The organism is Arthrobacter sp. NPDC056493, from assembly GCF_042795115.1.
Taxonomy (GTDB): domain Bacteria; phylum Actinomycetota; class Actinomycetes; order Actinomycetales; family Micrococcaceae; genus Arthrobacter.
This window is the reverse complement of record NZ_JBHTSL010000048.1, coordinates 1-18,512: the sequence shown is the minus strand read 5'-3', so window position 1 is coordinate 18,512 and position 18,512 is coordinate 1. Positions and strand designations below refer to the sequence as shown.

Here is an 18,512-nt window from a genome sequence, read left to right as displayed (position 1 = left end):
GCACCATGTCACAGCAGCTCTTGTCGGAGACCGACACGGATTCCGACACAGCCCGGGCAGGAGACGCAGCCGCCCGTCCGCCGCGCGCAGCGGGTGGAATTGACGCCGCCGCGGCCGCTGAACCGGCCCGTCAGCCGGGCAGGAGAGCGACGGGGCAGGGCCCGGGTCTCCGTTTCCTGAACCGGGCGGCCCGGGGCATCGTCAGCAGCCCGGGCCTGTTCCTCGCCGTCCTGGTGCTGGCTACCACACTGCTCTGGGCCGCCGTCCCGGGCGCCTTCACCCCGTGGCCGCCGGACACCGGGGTCCCTGCGGACCGGCTGCTGCCGCCGTCGCCCACGCACTGGTTCGGCACGGACAGCCTGGGCCGTGACCTGTTCTCCCGTGTGGTGCACGGCTCGGCGACGTCGCTGGCCGCCACTGCCGTCGCCGTGGCCGTTGGCCTCGTGGCCGGTTCGGCCCTTGGGCTGCTGGCCGGGTTTGTGCGCGGCTGGGTTGATGACGCCATCATGCGCCTCATGGATGTCCTGCTCGCCATTCCGAGCCTCCTGCTGTCCCTGGCCCTGATCACGGTGCTGGGCTTCGGCACGGTCAATATCGCCATCGCGGTAGGCGTGGCCAGCGTGGCCAACTTCGCCCGCATCATGAGGTCCGAATCGCTGCGCGTGGGAACGGCGGTGTACGTCGAGGCGGCACGGTCCTCCGGCGTGCGCTGGCACACCATCCTGCTCCGCCATGTGCTGCCCAACGCGGCCGGGCCGGTGCTCGCACTGTCCGCGCTGGAGTTCGGCGCGGCCGTGCTGTCCATCTCGTCGCTCAGCTTCCTGGGCTTCGGCGCCCCGCCGCCCGCCTCGGAATGGGGTTCCCTCGTGGCCGGAGGCCGCGACTACCTCGTGGCCGCGTGGTGGCTGGTGACCCTGCCAGGCGTGGTGATTGCCGCCGTCGTGCTTTCCACCAACCGCATCTCCCACGCTTTCCAGACAAGGACCAGCCGATGACCGCCAATACAGCAGCCCCTGCCGGGCCGCCACTGCTGACCGTGGAGGAACTGAACGTCTCCTACCTGGTGGACGGCGAATCGCAGCCCGCCGTGCGCGGGGTCAGCTTCCAGGTCAATGCGGGCGAGGTGGTGGCCATTGTGGGTGAATCCGGATCGGGCAAGACCACCACCGCGCACTCCATCATTAACCTTCTGCCGGGCAACGCCCACCGCGATTCCGGGACGGTACTGTTCGACGGCGCCGACCTCACCCGATTGACGCGCAAGGAATGGCAGAACGTGCGGGGCAAGGAGATCGGCCTGATTCCGCAGGACCCCACGGCGTCGCTGGACCCGCTGCAGCGCGTGGGGGAGCAGGTGGCCGAGTCGCAGACCATCCACCGGATCCAGCCCAGGAAGGCTGCCCGCGAAGCCGCCGTCCGGCTGCTCGAGGAGAGCGGGATCAGCGACGCCGCGGCGCGCGCCCGGCAGTACCCGCACCAGTTCTCCGGCGGAATGCGGCAGCGGGTCCTCATCGCCGCCGCGCTCGCCGCCAGGCCACGGCTGGTCATAGCCGACGAGCCCACCAGCGCCCTCGACGTGACGGTCCAGCGGCAGATCCTGGACAACATCGCCGCCCTGACCGCGGAGCGTGGAACTGCCGTGCTGCTCATTACGCACGACCTCGGCGTGGCAGCGGACCGGGCGGACCGGATCATCGTAATGCGGCACGGGGTCATCGTGGAGCAAGGCCCCACGGCGTCCGTGCTGGCCAACCCGCAGGACGAGTACACCCGCGCTCTGATCGCGGCAGCACCTGGATTGAGCCCGCGGCGGCTGAGACCGGCTGGTGCTTCGACTGCCGGCGGCGCCCCTTCAGCTTGGGGCGCCCCTCCTGCCGGCGGCCCAGCTCCTGCGGGCGGTGCCCCGGAGTCCCGGCCCCTGGTGGAGGCCGCCGGACTGCGGAAGGTGTTCGGCTTGCCGCGTGCTGCGGGCAGCGCCCGGACTGTCACCGCCGTCGACGATGTTTCCTTTGACATCCGTAAAGGCGAGACTCTGGCACTGGTTGGTGAGTCGGGGTCCGGCAAGAGCACGGTAGCCAGGCTGCTGCTGCGCCTCGAGAAGCCCAGCGCCGGCTCCGTGCTCTTCGACGGGACGGACCTGGCCAGTGCGAGGGGCGAGAACCTCAGGCTGTTGCGCCGCCGGTTCCAGGTGGTGTTTCAGAGCCCCTTCGCTTCGCTGGACCCGCGCTTCAGCGTGGCGGACAGCATCGGTGAGCCGCTCCGCGCCTACGGCGACGGAAGCCCGGGCGAGCAGCGCGGGCGGATCGCGGAGCTCCTCGAGGCCGTGCAGCTGCCTGCGGCCTTCGCGCAGCGGCGCCCTGCGGAGCTGTCGGGCGGGCAGCGCCAGCGCGTTGCCATCGCGCGTGCCCTGGCCCTGCGGCCGGACCTTGTGGTTCTGGACGAGGCGGTGTCGGCCCTGGACGTTTCGGTGCAGGCACAGATCCTGGATCTCCTCGCCGGGCTGCAGGAACGGGACGGACTGAGCTACCTCTTCATTTCCCATGACCTCGCCGTGGTCCAGCAGATCTCGGACCGGGTGGCCGTGATGCGGGCAGGCAAGCTCGTGGAGCTCGGGGCCACCGCGGAGATCCTGGGCAATCCCGCGCACGAGTACACACGGCAGCTGATCAGTGCCATTCCGGGCAGGCAGGCGCTGGCCGTCTGACGGCAGGACTTCCGGGCCCGAGTTGTGGCCTACCGGCCCCAGTTTTCGAGCCGCTCCCTTCTGCGGTGACCGGCCTGCTCAACGAGTTCTATCATCCAGGGCCGGTGCCCCTGGTGGAACGTCATCCCTTCAGGCAGTCCCCGGACGGAAGGGACGGAATCGGCGATGTCGATGGTGATGCGGCCGCCGCCCAGGGGAGCGTTGGTGATATGCAGGTCCCCGAACGACGGAGGAAGAACCGGGTCCATCCAGACGCCGCCCGCTGAAACAACAGGGTCATACCGCATCAGGCTCGTCACCAGCTGGATCGGCGCGGTGGCCGCCCAGGCCTGCGGCGAGCACGCCGTCGGGTACGGGACAGGGGCGGCGAGCTGCTCCCGGCTGAAACCGCAGAACAGCTCCGGGAGCCGTCCCTCGGAGTACTCGGCCGCATCCATCATGCCGGTGGCGATCCGCTGCGCCTCATCGACGAATCCATAGCGGAGGAGCCCGGCCGCGACGATGGCGTTGTCATGCGGCCAGACCGATCCGTTGTGGTAGCTGGCAGGGTTGTAGGCGCCCATGTCGCTGGCCAGGGTACGCACGCCCCAGCCGCTGAACATCTCCGGCGACATCAGGTGTTCGGCCACCTGAGGTGCCTTGTCCTGGTCGATGAGCCCCTGGAGCAGGCAGTGCCCCATGTTCGAAGCGCACGCGTCCACCTGCCGCTTCTTGCCGTCCAGGGCGATGGCGTAGTACCCGCGTTCAGGGATCCAGAACTGCTCGTTGAACTGTTTCTTCAGCCGGGCCGCACGGTCGGTGAGTTCGTTCCCGTAAGCCGTGTCCCCGGCGTCGTACGCCAGCCATGCGCGCGAAAGGTATGCGACGTACACATAGGCCTGGACCTCGCAGAGCGCGATCGGCGGCTCGGCCAATTTGCCGTTGGCAAAGTTGATTCCATCCCAGGAGTCCTTCCAGCCCTGGTTGAGCAGACCCTGGTCGTTGAGGCGCTCGTACTCGACGAAGCCGTCGCCGTCCTTGTCCCCGTATTTCGTGATCCATTCGAGTGCGCGGTCCGCATGGGGCAGCAAAGCGGCTATCGTGTCCGCGGCGAAGCCCCAGCGGCTGACCGCCCCGAGCACCATCAGGAACAGCGGCGTCGCATCGACGCTGCCGTAGTAGTTCGACTTTCCGCCCAGTGACAGCCCGCTGGAAACATCGAGCCGGACCTCATGGAGGATCTTGCCCGGCTCCTCCTCGGTCATGGGATCCACCACGGATCCCTGGCGGTCCGCCAGTGTCTGCAGCGTGCCCAAAGCCAGGGACGGGTCCACCGGCATCGCCATCACCGAAGCCCACAGCGAGTCCCTGCCGAACAGGGTCATGAACCAGGGCGCCCCCGCGGCCACCACGACGCGCTCAGGATGGTCCGGGTCCTCGATCCGAAGGGCGCCCAAGTCGTCGTAGCTGCGGCGCAAGGTCCGTTCAACCGACCGGTTGCCCATATGCAGGACCGGAATCTTGGCCACCCACTCCCGCCGCCGGAGGTCCCGGGGGGACAAGCCGTCCCCCTCGGAATGGACGAATGCCATCGCCGAATCGGATCCCTCGGCGCTGGGCAGCACCGTCAGGACTGTGCTCCAGTGTCCGTGCGCCGGAACCGTTGCCCGGTACATCACCGCGTCGGCCGAAATGTCCGCGCCGGGGGCCTGGACCACCACGCCCTTCCGGACGTCCTGCCACGCCGCACGAATGGTGAGCGTACCGCCGTCGACCTGCCGTTTTTCGTCCCAGCGCCGCAGGATCCGCGCCTCTTTCACCTCGAAGAGGTCCGCGAAGTCCGCCCCGACCTTCAGCGCGATGACACAGTCGACCGGCTCGAGGGAGAAGTTCCGGACGGTGACCTGCTCCTGGATGCCGGCGCCCACTTCCCGCAGGCGCTCCACGATCAGCGGGCTGTCGGCGTAGCCGTCCGAGCGGGGAACCCGCCCCACAAACAGTGCCCGGTACGGCTCCTTCGTCTCGGCCGCCAGCGGCTCCAGCGCCAGGCCGTCAACCGTCAGGCGCCAGCCCGAGAGGATGCGGGCGTCCCGCACAAAGAGGCCATGCGGATGCTCTGCACTGATGTCCCCGTTCGGCAAGGAAATGCAGAAGGACGACCCCTCCACCAAGGTGACTGTCCCGACCCCCAACGGGCCCGCCGCCGTATCAGCATTCCATCCAGCCATCGGGGCCACCTCCGGGCAACTAGCAACAGCGCAACTGGCAACAGCGTGCAGTTCGACGCTACGCTTGCTTGCCCTGCCTAGCTAGGGCTCGACGCGGTCCTTGGCGCTAGGGGTTGGACCACGACGCCGGGTGCAGAATTACGCCGGGATCGCCCCGGATTCCGGCTGGACGCCCCACGTCATCTTCCGGATCGTTTCGCGCTGCAAACCGCTGAGGGCGGCGAGCTCATAGTCGTCCAGAACTCCCCGCCGTCGAGCTGTTGCCAAGAGGTTCAGGCGTCGGCCTTCCAGTGCGGTCTTGGACGCTTCAAGGTCAGCCAGTTCCGACTTGAGCCGGCGGATCCCGGCCAGGTGCTGCTCAGCCGGCAGGCCCGACGGGATCAGGTCGTCGGCCGACAGGCCCACAGTGCGGACCGCCCAGCGGGAGAGCGCCGCGGCTTCGGCGAGTCGGGTGACCTTCATTCCGTCGCAGAGCGCCTGGGCGATCTGCTGGTTCAGCCGGACGGAGAGGGCGCGCATGCTGGTGGCATTGAAGGAAATTCGCTGCCGGCTGTCCCGGAGCAGCTTGCGCGTCTTTTCCGCTTGGACGGCGGTCCTGTCGGGTTTCGCCGTCCCCCGGTAGCGGTAGTAGCCCTCGGGGCCGTCGTCGCGGTGCAGAACAGCCAAGAGCACTCCTCGGTTCGGGTTTACTACATCGGACGGCGCCGCGGCGGCGCTGCCAAGCGGCACCCGCGGAGCGGGCCTGACTTACCTAGAAGGCTAGGCAGAAGGGACGGAGAGGCGGAAATACCTATAGTGCGTGGAGCCATAACCAAAAAGTTTGGCCAGCGTTCGTTTGCAGGACGTTCGACGGCGGTCCATAAGAGACGCTTATCCGTCCACGCAGATTAGGTCTTATCCATACCGGCCGGGATTCCCTAGTGTCGAAGGAACGAGTATCGCTCCGTCCTGACTCCCTAGGAAGAGACCATGTCTGAATTTGAACCTGCATCGCGAGTGTCCCGCATCAAGTCTTCTGCCAGCGTGGCCGCAGCTGCCCGCGTTCGTGAACTCAAGGCAGAAGGGCGCCGGATCCTGGACCTTACGGTCGGTGAGCCGGACTTCGATACCCCCGAGCACATCAAGGCCGCAGCGGTTGAGGCCATCAGCAAGGGCGAGACGAAGTACACCTCGGTCACCGGAACGCCGGCGCTGCAGAAGGCAATCCTCCAGACCATCGAGCTGCGCTCCGGCGTTCACTACACCCCGGCAGAGATCACCATTGGCGGCGGTGCCAAGCAGGTCATCTTCACCGCGTTCATGGCTTCCCTGGATGCCGGCGACGAGGTTGTGGTGCCCGCGCCGTACTGGGTCTCCTACCCGGACATGGTGCTCGCGAACGAGGGCACTCCGGTGGTTGTCACCTGCGGCGAGGAGTCGGGCTTCAAGCTGACCCCCGAAACCCTGGCCGGGGCGCTCAACGAGCGGACCAAGTGGCTAATCCTCAACACCCCGTCGAACCCCACTGGCGCCGTGTACTCCCGGGCCGAACTCCGGGCCCTGGCGGATGTCCTCGCCAACTTCCCGCAGGTCTACGTCCTGACGGACGAGATCTACGACCAGATCTACTTCGGCTCCGGCCGCATCTCGAGCCTGGTAGAAGTTGCGCCGGAGCTGAAGGACCGTGTTCTCGCCGTCAACGGTGTTTCGAAGGCCTACGCCATGACCGGTTGGCGGCTGGGCTACGCAGCCGGACCCGCACCGCTGATCGCAGCGATCAACAAGCTCCAGTCGCAGATCTCCTCCTGCCCGTCCTCCGTGAGCCAGGCCGCCAGCGCCGCCGCGCTCACCGGCGACCAGACCTTTGTCCGGGAGAGCGTCGAGGTTTACCGCAGCCGTCGCGACGCAGCGGTAGCCGCGCTGAACGCCGTCGACGGCCTTTCATGCGCGACGCCGGAAGGCGCCTTCTACGCGTACGTCAACTGCGGCGGTGCCATCGGCAAGACCACCCCGGAGGGGAAAGTCATCGCCAACGACGAGGACTTCACGCTTTACCTTCTCGAGGCAGCCTCCGTCGCCGTCATCCAGGGATCGGCCTACGGCCTGGGTCCGTACTTCCGCATATCCTACGCCACCAGCCTCGACGTCATTGAAGAGTCCATCGCAGCCATCGACAAGGCCGTCCGGGCCCTCAGCTAAACCCCCACCGACCCGGCGCCCAGCTAACTCCCACCAAATGAAGGAAAATTCCGTGATCCACGTCAAGACCAACATCGAACGACCCGACGCCGACGCCGTAGCCCGTCTGGCAAAGTTCTCGTCCGCCACGATCCACGAGGCACAGGGCCGCAAGGGCGCACTGAGCTCCAAGATCAAGCCGATCGACCGCAGCATGTCCTTCTGCGGCCCGGCCACCACCGTCCGCTGTGCCCCGCGGGACAACCTCATGCTGCAGGTGGCCATCCACTACGCCGAGGCCGGGGATGTTGTCCTGGTGGCGGCAGGGGAGTACGAGGAAGCCGGCACCTTCGGCGACGTCCTCGGCAACGCCATGAAGGCCAAGGGCCTGGCGGGCATGGTGACGGACTCCGGCGTCCGCGACACCCAGGACCTCATCGAACTGGGGCTGCCCGTCTTCTCCGGAAGCGTGTCCATCAAGGGCACCGTTAAGGAGACCATCGGCCCCATCAACCACCCGGTGGTCTTTGGCGACGAGATCATCTACCCCGGCGACGTCCTGCGCGGCGACGCCGACGGTGTTGTTGTTGTCCGCAAGGACGAGATCGAGGAAGTCATCCGCCTCTCGCAGGAGCGTGACGACGCCGAGCGCGAACTCATCGAGCTCTACAAGGCGGGTGGAACCACCATCGACCTGTGCAACCTCACTGACGTACTGAAGGCCAAGGGCCTGCTGGTCGAACACGCGTAGTCGCTTATTGGTAGTCACCTAATTTATATGGCGACTGCGGCCATCACCGCACGCCGGCGATCACCTCAGGCGGGGCAGTACTACTGTCCCGCCTGAGGCGTGTTAATGCTGCAGCGCTCTGCCCCCGCACTTTGCTCCGGGGCCGCGGCATGCCAGCCCCAGCCCGCCCGCTACGGCGCTGGGCCTAGCCGTTCGGACTGGAGCGTTTCGCGCGCCCTGGTCCCTGGCAGCGGCGGTGCGGTGGAGTGGTAGGTGTGCCCGGTAGGCGTGGTGATTTCGGTGGTGTGTCGTGGTCCCGGTCTGGGTTTTGCTTTCCAGCCGGGGAGTTCTTTGGTGTGGTTGCAGGCTTCGCAGAGTCCGGCGCCGTTGGCGAGGGATGTTGGGCCGTTGTTGTGCCAGGGGATGATGTGGTCGTGGTGGCGGATGGGTGCGTCGCAGTAGGGGGTTCGGCAGGTGTTGTCGCGGATTTGGATGAAGCGGCGCAGTGGTGGCGGGAAGAGCCGTCGCCGTGAGTCCATGGCCACGAGGTCGCCGGTTTCCGGGGCGGTGTAGAGGCGGCGGACCCAGGTCTTGAGCGCCTCGTCTCCCTCGGTCTGCCCGCCGGTCACGAAAGTCCGTGCCCACTCTGCCGGGACAACGCCGTAGCCGGTGAGGCGTGCGGGTTCGCTGTCGCCTTGGACGAGGGTGCGGTCGGTCATGACGAGGCTGATCTCCACCCCGGTGATGCCGCCGGGGGTGCCGGTGGTCCATTCGACGAGGGTGTCGGCCTTGATCTGCCCCAGGCTGCGGGGGTCGCCGGCGGCGTGGAGGGTGTCGGCGTGCCGGGTCAGGGCCGCATACACGGCGACGCCCTGGTGGGCGGGCAGCAGCGCTGTCAGGTAGGTCATGCAGTCCGGAGCGGGGCGCAGGCTCACAGACCGCTCCGACGCGGCGTGGCTGGCCCGCTGCGTGACCGAGCGGGAGTCCCGCCGGGTGGAGGCGGCCTTGACCGCGGCGATGACGCCGCGGGTCCCGACGCCGTTGAAGGTCCCGGTATCGGCGGCGAGCTCCTCGTCCACGGCGGCCCGGTCTTCCACGGTGAGGCAGGCTGTTTCCTTCACGAAGTGCATGGCGCGTTCTTCGTTGAGCTGGCCGGTGTCCAGGGCGGCCAGGGCGTGGGGCATCTCGGTCACCAGGGCCTTGCCCATGCCCAGCAGCCGGCCGCCGCGATGCGGGGACTCGCCCCGGGCCAGGGCGATCTGCTCCGCCACCCCAAGGTTCTGTTCTTTGGGCCGTTTCTTGCCCAGGTCCTCCGCAGACACGGCGCTGCTGTCAGCCTGTGTCCCGCGTTCGGCTTGTTCCTCGCGGTGCCTGACCTCGAAAGTGACGGCAAGCCGGGCCTGCTGACCAGTGGCCCAGCATTTGAATTTTTCCAGCGCCTGGGTCTGGTCGATCAGTCCGGGACCGTCGGCGGTGAGGTCGGCCGTCAAGATGACCTCTGCCGCCGCCAGCCTTGTGTCGAGACTCAGCCGAGGCGCATCAGCGACGGAGGGCGCACCGCCGGCGAACACCGCGTCGTAAAACAGTGCCTCGGGAAACGGATCCACCGGAAAGGATTCCGGATAGGCGGTGTCGAGGCCATCGTCGTAGGGAGCCCCGTCCTCCAGGAACCCGTCAGCCCGGAAGCCGTCGTCCGCGAACTCATCGAACGGAAAAGCCTCGTCAGAGAACCAACCGTCTGGAATCGCGACGAGGGGAAGGGCCGTGTCTGTAAAAAGGGCGCCGGGAACCGCGGCAGCGTGCAGCGCGGCGCCGTGCGGCGCCGCTCCTGTGACTGCTGAATTCCCGCTACCGTCCATGAACACAGTCTGCCGAGGGGGTACGACATTAAAGAGCCCGTCGGGCACCAGACGCGGGCGTGATCCAAAAATTTTTTTGATTCAACCCGCGAACGGAATCTGGGTAGCAGCTCGCGGCGTTCTCAGCCGTCAGAACGCCCTGATCTGCTACGCAGTTGGGAGAACGGACCCGGGAAACAGCCTGGCAGAAAGCCCAAGCCGCGGCAGCGCCGCCGTCGTACGGGGTTTCAGCCCCATGGGGCGGGGAAAGTAGGTGACAGCTCGCGGCGTTCTCAGCCGTCAGAACGCCCTGAACTGCTACGCAGTTGGGAGGCCGGCGGGTAAGTGCCGTCAGACGCGGTGCGGGACCGCGTAGGCCGGGGCGCCGAAGACGGCGTCCTCCAGATACCAGACCGTCGAACCACCGCCGCTGACCGGCATGATGCTCCCCTCGAAAACGAAGATCGGAGCTGCGGACCGGTCCTCCGGCCGCCAGAAACCGTTGGTGGGGCAGTGGGACCCGGTTTTCGCCATAAGTCCCAGAGCCGGGTCGGTAGTTCTCCTGATGGTGCTGAGCTTTTTCATGGCAGGCTCCCCGTTGATTCTGATTGTGGAAAGTGCTTTTCCGCAATTTCTTGGCTTGCTGCCAATATTAGAATCCCGGAAGGCCGGTTACTAAGACAAATGATGAGTGCCCTAATAAGCGGAACCTATGAACCCCTAGCGGCCATACTTATTGCTGAGCATTTCCTGGAGCATTTCCTTCAGCACGAGGAGTACAGCCGACGCCGCCTCCGAGAGAGGATCGTGGTCGGGCGTGCACAGCGCGATCTTGCACTGCAGTGCAGGATCGACGATCCGCAGGACGTGGAAGTCCTCCTCATGGAACAGGGCGTCAGCAGCGGACTTGGGCAGAATGGTGGCACCAAGGTCGGCACGCAGCAGCCGGGTCAGTGAGGGCACCGACTCCACCTCGCCCACGAGCTGGAGCTTCAGGCCCTTGCTGTCGAAGCCGGCCTCGACCGTCTGGCGAAGGGTATGGATCTTCTCGGGAAGGAAGAGCCCGAGGCGGGCCACCTCCTCCAGCGTGATCTCGCCCTTTCCGGCGTCCACATCCGTTCTGGCGGCGTTGACCACGAGGTGCAGGTCCTCGACGATCATCGTGGTGAAAAGGACGCCGCGGATGGGGCCGGGCTCGTAGATGAGGGCCATGTCCAGCCGGCCGTTCTTGATGGCTTCACTCAGGACACCGCCGTAGATTTCCGTGACGTGCAGGACGATGTCCGGGTACCGCCGGGCTACTTCGCTGATGATCTGCGGGGTCAGGCTCGAGGCCATGCTGTAGGGCGCGATGGCGATGGACACCCGGCCGGACGGCGCGGCCCCGGACTTGGCAACGTCCTGCCGGGCCTGTGCGACGAGCCGCAGGATGGACTGGGCGTGCCGGTACAGCGTGTGCCCGGCCGCCGTGGGCTGCACGCCCTGTTTGCTGCGGATCAGCAGGCGCTGCTTGAGTTCAGTTTCCAGCGCCGAAACCTGCTGGCTCAGGGCCGGCTGGGCCACATGCAGAGCCGCCGCAGCCTTGGTGATGCTCCCCGAGTCCACGATCTGTACGAAGTACGCAAGTTTTCTGGTGTCCACGGCGCCCTCTCTCTTTGCTGCGTCCTGAACCCACAGAAGGTCATAACGGGTGGCTATGAAGGGATACGCAATAGGTCTTTGTGTGATCCACATCGCTGACACTAGGTTGAACCCAGAACGCTATTTCACTAGGCGTACATTCTATCCCCTCCGGTGACATGCAAATTCCTGATGGGGGCAGATGCATTTTGCATGTTATTCGCTTTTACCGAAATCGCCGGTTTCTTTTACATTCCGGAAATAAACGCTCCATATCTTCAAAGCAACGAGGGCGGGCCGCCAAAGGCCGAACCCTCCTCAGTGGAAAGGAGACGGTCATGGGCTCCACTTCGGCGGCGGTCATAACCAGCACCTATCCCGTGACACCGATTACGTCTTTGTGTGAGCCAAATCCCGGTGTCAGACTTTTTTCCAGAAGCCGGTAGCCCGGCGGCGCCGAACCGGGAACCTGCACAGGGCCAGTTCGGACACACTTCATCACCAGCGCAGCTGATCCCATTGCCCATGCGGGCCGGGCCGCAGCTAACCACCCCAGGAAGGCAGATAATGGGACTCACAGTTGATCTCGTCGCAGATCTCGGAGAAGGCTTCGGCGCCTACTCGATGGGCGACGACGCTGCCCTGCTCGAGGTGGTTTCCAGTGCCAATATCGCCTGCGGCTTCCACGCCGGTGACCCGGACATCATGCACGCCACGGTCGCGGAATGTGTCCGCCGCGGGGTCAGCATCGGGGCGCACCCGAGCTTCCCGGACCTGCGTGGGTTTGGCCGGCGCGCCATGGACCTGACGGCGGACGAGGTCCGCAACGACGTCCTCTACCAGTTCGGCGCGCTCAGCGCCTTCGCCGCGTACCACGGCACCGGCGTCGCCCACATTGCGCCGCATGGCCGCCTCGGCAACCTCGTCGCCACCCGCCCCGACTACGCAGCAGCCGTGGCCGACGCCGCCGCACGCCTCAACCCCGGGCTCATCGTCCTGGCACAGGACGGCGAACTGGCCTCCGCTGCCGCCGAACGGCAGCTCCCGGTGGGCATCGTTGGCATCGCCGACCGAGCCTACGAAGCCGACGGCACATTGGTGCCCCGCGGCCGCCCCGGCGCAGTGATCCACGATCCCGCCGCCATCGTGGAGCGCACGGTCCGCATGGTGTGCGAAGGGCTCATCGAGACCGTCGCCGGCACGGACCTGCCGATTATTGCCGATACCGTTCTCCTGCACGGGGACACCCCCGGTGCAGTGCAGCTGGCCCGCCAGGTCCGCGCCGAACTCGAGAACGCCGGCGTGACCATCGCCCCTCTCGCCCAGGTACTGGCCGCCAAAGTGAAGGTCGCCTGACATGACTGCCACCCCAAATCCAACCCCCGTTGAGATCTTCGAGTCCGGGGATTCGGCCCTTCGGGTCGTCGCCTCCTCCGCTGACACGGAGGCCAACTGGAGCACCGTCCATTCCCTCGCGCAGTGGCTTGAGACTGCAGGGGCCGACGGCGTACACGGCGCAGTGCCGACGTACGACTCGCTGCTCGTGGAATTTGACCCCGGTGTCACCTCCGCGCGCCAGGTCCGGGCATTTGTCCTCCTCGGCCTGCGCCAGCTTGAGCATGTCGGCGCACCCGCCCGCACGCCCCGCGAGTTCAGCGTCCCGGTGGTTTACGGCGGCGAGTACGGCCCGGACCTGGAGCGCGTTGCCGAGCACGAGCAGCTCTCCGTGGAGGAGATCATCGCCCTCCACACTGCCAAGTCCTACGTCATCCGTTGCCTGGGCGCCCCGGCGGGCTCACCCATGATGGACGGACCCGATTTTCCGCTCCCTGTTCCGCGGCTGAAGGACCCCCGGCTGTCCGTTCCGGCGGGTGCCGTGGCCGTCGCCGGCCGGCAGGCAGTCATCGCCCCCGCGGTGGCCCCCGGCGGATGGTGCGTCATCGGCCAGACCCCGCTGACCGTCCTTGACGCCGCCAGTGAACCGCTGGTCCCCTACCTGCCCGGCGACCGCCTGAAGTTCCGTCAGATCCAGCCGGAAGAGTTCGCAGACTACGCGGGACGGAAACTGGAGGCAGCACGATGAGCGGGTCACTGATCATCCAGCAGCCCGGAAACTCCGTGGTCACGGACCTGGGCCGCTTCCGTGGACCCCGGTTCGGGCTCCCCGTCAACGGGGCGCTGGACCAGTTCTCGGCACGGGCGGCGAACATCCTCGCCGCCAACGCCGACAACGCCCCGCTGCTGGAAATCACCGCCCTCGACTTCCGGATGCAGGCCACCACGGACCTCCTCATCGCGGTCACCGGCGCACCGCTGACCCTCACGGTCGGCGGCCGCGAATGCCCGCAGTGGGAACCGGTGTCTGTCCGTGCAGGGGAGACTGTGGCGGTACGCCGCATCACCGGCGGCCTCCGCGCCTACCTGGCGGTCCACGGTTCGGTGGAGGCGCCGGCGCTGCTGGGAAGCTGTGCCCCCGATACGGTCATCGGCTTTGGCCTTCGGCTCTCCGAAGGCACTGAGCTGAAGACCTCCACGAGCGTCGGACCCATCCGGCAGCCATACTTTGACCTTCCGCTGTTCCGGCTGGGGCTGACCCGGCCGGAGTTCAGCAGCCGGGCGGTCATTGACGTCACGGACGGTCCGGACGTTGAAGAATTCGGCGAGACAGCGGAGCTGCTGTACAACACCGAATACACCGTCAGCGCCCGGAGCAACCACATCGGGCTGCGCCTCGGCGGGGCGCTTCCCGAACGCCAGTCGTCAGCAGAAGTGCTGTCGCGCGGCGTTCCGGTGGGAGCCATCGAGGTTCCCTCCAGGGAAGAGCTGCTGGTGCTGCACCGGGGACGCGGAGTCACCGCCGGGTACCCCGTTCTGGCAGTGGTCACCAGCCGTTCGCTCGACACCCTCGCCCAGGCCCGGCCCGGGCACACCGTCACCTTCCGCAAGACCACCGTCCCCGAAGCCACAGCAAAGCATCGGGCCGCATTACGGGAACTGGAAAACCTCCGTTCCCGAGTCAGCACCGTCTTCGCCCTCCTTGGCATCGGCAAAGAGCCCGGCTGGCCGGAACTCGTACCGGCAGCCGGCAGCTAAGGATTACCGATGACCTCCCCTCGAACTAAGTCCAAGTTAGGAATGAAAATGTCTACACCAACGCGTGCGAGTGCACCGCAGCACGACCGCCTCGATGCGAGGCAGACCCGGAAAGTCGTCACCGCCGGGTGCGTCGGAATCTTTGTGGAGCTTTACGACAACGGCATTTTCGCCTTCATGGCCGGAACGCTGGCGCTCGTGTTCCTGGCTCCCGGTAACCCGGACAACGCCCTGCTGTTCGTCTTCGCCGGCTACGCCGTGTCCTTCTTCGTTCGCCCCCTGGGCGCCGTCGTCTGCGGCATCCTGGGCGACAAGATCGGGCGCCAGAAACTCCTGGTCTTCGTCATCCTGCTGATCAGCATCGCCACCGCTGGCATCGGGCTCCTGCCCACCTACGCGGCCATCGGCATCGCAGCCCCCGTGCTGCTGGTGCTGCTCCGCCTGCTGCAGGGCTTCTCCGTCGGCGGCGAGGCTGCCGGCGCCATGACCTTCCTCGCCGAGCACGCCCCCGAAGGCAAGCGCGGCATCATCACCTCCTACGCCCAGATCGCCTCCTTCGCGGCTCTCCTCACCGGCACCCTGGTTGCGTTCTCCATGTCGCCTTGGCTCACGCAGGCAGCGATCGACGGCGGCGGCTTCGGCTCGTTCGCATGGCGCATCCCGTTCCTGGTTGCCATCCCCATGGGCGTCATCGGCTGGTACATCCGCAAGGCCATCGCGGACACCCCCAACTTCGTGAAGCTGAAGGAGGAGGGCGGCCTGTCCAAGAACCCCCTCAAGGAAGCCTTCGCCTCCGCCGAACACCGCCGCGCTATGCTTCTGGCCCTGTTCATCCCGCTCATGAACGGCTCCGGCTACTACGTCCTGTTCTCCTACATGCCGACGTTCCTCAAGGGCAAGCAGCTCAACTTCACCATCGGTGAGGCACTCCTCGTCACCGCCTGCAGCCTCGTGGTCATCTGCATCGCCATCCCGTTCATGGGCGCACTCTCCGACCGCATCGGCCGCAAGAAGGTCATCGCCGGCTCGGCAATCGCCATGGCTGTCCTCGGCATCCCTTCCTACGCCCTGATCGCCACCGGCAACATGGCCCTGGCCATCCTGGGCGCCTGCCTCATGGCCGTCGTCTTCGCCGGACACACCGCGGTGATCCACATCCTGATTGTGGAACTGTTCCCCACCCGCGTCCGGTACTCGGCCTACGGCCTGGGCTACAACATCTCCTCGGCACTCTTCGGCGGCACCGCCCCGTTGCTGATGACCTGGCTGATCTCGTCCACCGGCAACATCTACATGCCTGCTTTCTACGCGGTCATCACCGCGCTGGGCACGCTGGCGGCCGTCAGCACCGTCAAGGACCGCGCACACCTTCCGCTGCGCGACGCCTAACACTTACCACTGCACTAACCAGGAGACTTACATGCCGTTTTCAGACTACTCAACCGCCCTCGTCACCGGCGCCTCAACCGGGATGGGTGCCGCGATCGCCGAGCGCCTCACCAAGCGGGGACTCACCGTTCACGCCGTGGCCCGCAACGAGGAACGCCTGAAGGACCTGGCCGACAAGACCGGCGCCATTCCCCACATCGTCGACCTGACCGACACCGCGGCCCTCACAGCCGCCGTCGGACACCTCGAAGTCGACGTCCTGGTGAACTGTGCCGGCGTGTCCCGGCCCGGCAATATCCTGGACTCCTCGGAGAACGACATCGACGAACTCATTGACGTCAACCTCCGCGGCCTCCTGCAGCTCACCCGGCTGGTCCTGCCGGGCATGGTGGAACGCGACCGCGGCCATGTCATCAACATCAGCTCCATCGCCGGCCTGTACAACTTCTACGGCCACACGGTCTACCACGCCACCAAGGCGGCCGTGCACCAGATCTCGCGCCAGCTGCGCAACGACACCGTGGGCAAGCGCATCCGCGTCACCGAGATCTGCCCCGGACGCGTCGAGACCGAGATCTTCGGCCGCAACATGGGCGGCACGCCCGAGGCCATGGAAGAGGCGTGGCAGACGTACTACGAGGGCTACGAATCCCTGACCACCGACGACATCGTCAACGCCATGGATTACGCCATCGAAACACCGCGCCACGTGAATGTTGGAATGCTGGAACTCATGCCCACGTTCCAGGTCCCCGGCGGGCTCACGTTCGACCGGCGCCAGGCCTAAGCTGCCAAAGGTGGGGCCGGCCCCACCCTGTCCACCCCAGATCCACAGAATCGATAGGTTTCCGATGCAACCAGTACGCACCGTCAGCTTCCCCGACCGGCAACTGCTCGCCGATCTCGCACCCCTTCCTGAGGGCCTGCGGGGCGTGGTCTGGGACATGAAATCGGATCCCGAGGACGCGACGCTGGGAGAGATCGACGGCGTCATCCTCCCGTACATCAACGCCGGCGCGGTTCTGGGATCGCTCGCCCAGGTGGACGAACTGAAGTTCGTCCAGACGCAGTCCACCGGATACGACGGCGTGATTGAGGCCGCCGGTCCGGCGGCCGGCGTCGCGACCGCCTCAGGCGTGCATGCGGCGGCGACGGCGGAACTGGCGGTGGGTTTGATCCTCGCCAAACTGCGCGGAATCGACCAGGCCGTCCGCGACCAGCAGTACGGCCTCTGGCGGCCGGAGCGGCGCCTGTCCCTTGCGGACCGCCGCGTGCTCCTGGTGGGCGTCGGCGGGATCGGGCACGAAATTGCCCGCCGCCTGGAGCCCTTCGAGGTCACGGTCACCCGGGTGGGAAGCACGGCGCGGACCGACGAGCACGGAGAGGTCCACGCCTCCGCGGACCTGGCCACGCTTGCCGCAACGCACGACGTCCTGGTCACGGTGCTGCCGCTGAACGACCACACCCACCACCTGATCGGCGAGGAAGTCCTCGCCGCCCTGCCCGACGGCGCCCTCGTGGTGAACGTGGGACGCGGCCCGGTGGTGGACACGGCAGCGCTGACCAAGGAAGTCCTGTCCGGCCGTCTGCAGTGCGCCCTCGACGTCATCGATCCGGAACCGCTGCCGCAGGACCACCCGCTGTGGGCAGCGCCCAACGCCCTCATCACGCCCCACGTGGGCGGCAACACGTCGGCCTTCGAGCCGCGGATCCTGAAACTCCTGCGGCGGCAGCTCGAAGCCCTGGCCGCGGGAGAAGCCCCCGCCAACCTCGTGCAGCGCGGCCCTTTCTAGGCAGAGCCCTTCTAGGACGCAGCCACCTCTACAACAAGCGCGAACGTACACTTGGGCCCCGCACAGGGCCGCAAATGGGGCCACAAGTGTACGTTCGCGCCAAAAGCACGTCCGGCCAGGGTGAACGGCCCCGGCGGACGCCAAGGAACCACCATTTAGCGCACTGCGCAGACCGCGGCGAAGGAGCTGCTTGTTTTCATGACTTCACTTTTTGATTTGACCGGGCGGGTTGCCCTGGTGACGGGTTCGAGTCGGGGGATTGGTAATGCGTTGGCGCGGGGGCTGGCTGATGCGGGTGCGACGGTGGTGTTGAACGGTGTGAATGCGGAGCGGTTGAAGGCGGCTGAGGCTGCGATGGCCGCGGATTATGCGCCGGGGCGGGTGCATAGTGTGGTGTTTGATGTCACGGATGACGCTGCTGCGGCGGCGGGTGTTGCGTGGGTGGAGGAGCAGGTGGGTCCGCTGGAGGTGCTGGTGAACAATGCCGGGATCCAGCACCGGGTGCCGATGCTGGAGTTGGATGTGGCGGATTGGGAGCGGGTGATCTCGACGGATCTGACCAGTGCGTTCCTGGTGGGGCGGGCGGCGGCCCGGCACATGATTCCGCGGGGGCACGGGAAGATCATTAACATCTGTTCGGTGCAGACGGATCTGGCCCGGCCCACGATCGCCCCGTATGTGGCGGCGAAGGGCGGGTTGCGGAACCTGACCCGGGCGATGACTGCTGAGTGGGCGGGTTCGGGGTTGCAGATTAACGGGATCGCGCCGGGGTATATCCATACCGAGATGACGCAGAACCTGGTTGATGATGAGGCGTTTAATGCCTGGATTCTGGGCCGGACGCCGGCGGCGCGGTGGGGGACGGTGCAGGATCTGGCGGGCCCGGCGGTGTGGCTGGCCTCGGCGGGGTCTGATTTTGTGAACGGGCAGACAATCTTTATCGACGGCGGAATGACGGTGGTGGTCTGATGACACACGCAG

16 protein-coding genes are annotated in these 18,512 nt (G+C 66.6%); 11 read left to right on the top strand and 5 right to left on the bottom strand.

The window, feature by feature from the left end:
• Positions 1–5 precede the first annotated feature (5 nt).
• Both ACFQ50_RS17620 and ACFQ50_RS17615 read left to right on the top strand, forming a co-directional pair.
• The gene (locus ACFQ50_RS17620) at positions 6–995 is read left to right on the top strand and encodes an ABC transporter permease (protein ID WP_377996940.1); all 990 of its coding nucleotides are present in this window, start codon (positions 6–8) and stop codon (positions 993–995) included.
• Entirely contained in the window at positions 992–2,704 is a 1,713-nt protein-coding gene (locus ACFQ50_RS17615; RefSeq protein WP_377996939.1) for a dipeptide ABC transporter ATP-binding protein, read from the top strand. Before ACFQ50_RS17620 ends, ACFQ50_RS17615 begins: the two co-directional genes overlap by 4 nt.
• Positions 2,705–2,733: 29 nt before the next feature.
• On the opposite strand, the gene ACFQ50_RS17610 is transcribed toward ACFQ50_RS17615, so the two are convergent.
• Together ACFQ50_RS17610 and ACFQ50_RS17605 are read right to left on the bottom strand one after the other, a co-directional pair.
• On the bottom strand, positions 2,734–4,911 hold the full coding sequence (locus ACFQ50_RS17610; protein WP_377996938.1) for a glycogen debranching N-terminal domain-containing protein: 2,178 nt from the start codon (positions 4,909–4,911) through the stop codon (positions 2,734–2,736).
• Positions 4,912–5,049: 138 nt separating this feature from the next.
• The gene (locus tag ACFQ50_RS17605) at positions 5,050–5,583 is read right to left on the bottom strand and encodes a hypothetical protein (protein WP_377996937.1); all 534 of its coding nucleotides are present in this window, start codon (positions 5,581–5,583) and stop codon (positions 5,050–5,052) included.
• Between the two features lie 297 nt (positions 5,584–5,880).
• On the opposite strand from ACFQ50_RS17605, the gene ACFQ50_RS17600 reads away from it, so the two are divergent.
• Positions 5,881–7,089 carry an aspartate transaminase gene (locus ACFQ50_RS17600; protein ID WP_377996936.1) on the top strand — a complete coding sequence of 403 codons (1,209 nt, stop codon included), beginning with the start codon at positions 5,881–5,883 and terminating at the stop codon, positions 7,087–7,089.
• 52 nt (positions 7,090–7,141) lie between these two features.
• On the top strand, positions 7,142–7,819 hold the full coding sequence (locus tag ACFQ50_RS17595) for a 4-carboxy-4-hydroxy-2-oxoadipate aldolase/oxaloacetate decarboxylase (protein ID WP_377996935.1): 678 nt from the start codon (positions 7,142–7,144) through the stop codon (positions 7,817–7,819).
• Between the two features lie 170 nt (positions 7,820–7,989).
• Here the strand turns inward: ACFQ50_RS17595 and ACFQ50_RS17590 are convergent, their stop codons facing one another.
• The 3 genes from ACFQ50_RS17590 to nac form a co-directional block, all read right to left on the bottom strand.
• Positions 7,990–9,657 (bottom strand): HNH endonuclease, encoded by a 1,668-nt coding sequence (locus ACFQ50_RS17590; RefSeq protein WP_377996934.1) that lies wholly within the window; start codon positions 9,655–9,657, stop codon positions 7,990–7,992.
• A 330-nt stretch (positions 9,658–9,987) separates the two neighbouring features.
• Complete coding sequence (locus tag ACFQ50_RS17585; RefSeq protein WP_377996933.1) at positions 9,988–10,221, bottom strand: hypothetical protein; 234 nt, start codon at positions 10,219–10,221, stop codon at positions 9,988–9,990.
• Between the two features lie 135 nt (positions 10,222–10,356).
• On the bottom strand, positions 10,357–11,277 hold the full coding sequence (gene nac, locus ACFQ50_RS17580) for a nitrogen assimilation transcriptional regulator NAC (RefSeq protein WP_377996932.1): 921 nt from the start codon (positions 11,275–11,277) through the stop codon (positions 10,357–10,359).
• A gap of 546 nt (positions 11,278–11,823) precedes the next feature.
• Here nac and ACFQ50_RS17575 point away from each other — a divergent pair.
• The 7 genes from ACFQ50_RS17575 to ACFQ50_RS17545 all read left to right on the top strand — a co-directional run bounded on the left by ACFQ50_RS17575 (position 11,824) and on the right by ACFQ50_RS17545 (position 18,500).
• On the top strand, positions 11,824–12,612 hold the full coding sequence (locus ACFQ50_RS17575; protein ID WP_377996931.1) for a LamB/YcsF family protein: 789 nt from the start codon (positions 11,824–11,826) through the stop codon (positions 12,610–12,612).
• A 1-nt stretch (position 12,613) separates the two neighbouring features.
• Positions 12,614–13,339, top strand: coding sequence for an allophanate hydrolase subunit 1 (locus ACFQ50_RS17570; RefSeq protein WP_377996930.1), 726 nt, complete (start codon positions 12,614–12,616; stop codon positions 13,337–13,339).
• Entirely contained in the window at positions 13,336–14,349 is a 1,014-nt protein-coding gene (locus ACFQ50_RS17565) for a biotin-dependent carboxyltransferase family protein (protein WP_377996929.1), read from the top strand. The genes ACFQ50_RS17570 and ACFQ50_RS17565 overlap by 4 nt, the downstream gene beginning before the upstream one ends.
• 48 nt (positions 14,350–14,397) lie before the next feature.
• Positions 14,398–15,738 carry an MFS transporter gene (locus tag ACFQ50_RS17560; RefSeq protein ID WP_377996928.1) on the top strand — a complete coding sequence of 447 codons (1,341 nt, stop codon included), beginning with the start codon at positions 14,398–14,400 and terminating at the stop codon, positions 15,736–15,738.
• Positions 15,739–15,769: 31 nt separating this feature from the next.
• A complete protein-coding gene (locus ACFQ50_RS17555) occupies positions 15,770–16,525 on the top strand; it encodes an SDR family oxidoreductase (RefSeq protein WP_377996927.1) in 756 nt (251 codons plus the stop codon).
• A gap of 64 nt (positions 16,526–16,589) precedes the next feature.
• On the top strand, positions 16,590–17,531 hold the full coding sequence (locus tag ACFQ50_RS17550) for a 2-hydroxyacid dehydrogenase (RefSeq protein ID WP_377996926.1): 942 nt from the start codon (positions 16,590–16,592) through the stop codon (positions 17,529–17,531).
• Positions 17,532–17,729: 198 nt separating this feature from the next.
• Complete coding sequence (locus ACFQ50_RS17545) at positions 17,730–18,500, top strand: SDR family oxidoreductase (RefSeq protein WP_377996925.1); 771 nt, start codon at positions 17,730–17,732, stop codon at positions 18,498–18,500.
• Positions 18,501–18,512: the final 12 nt, after the last annotated feature.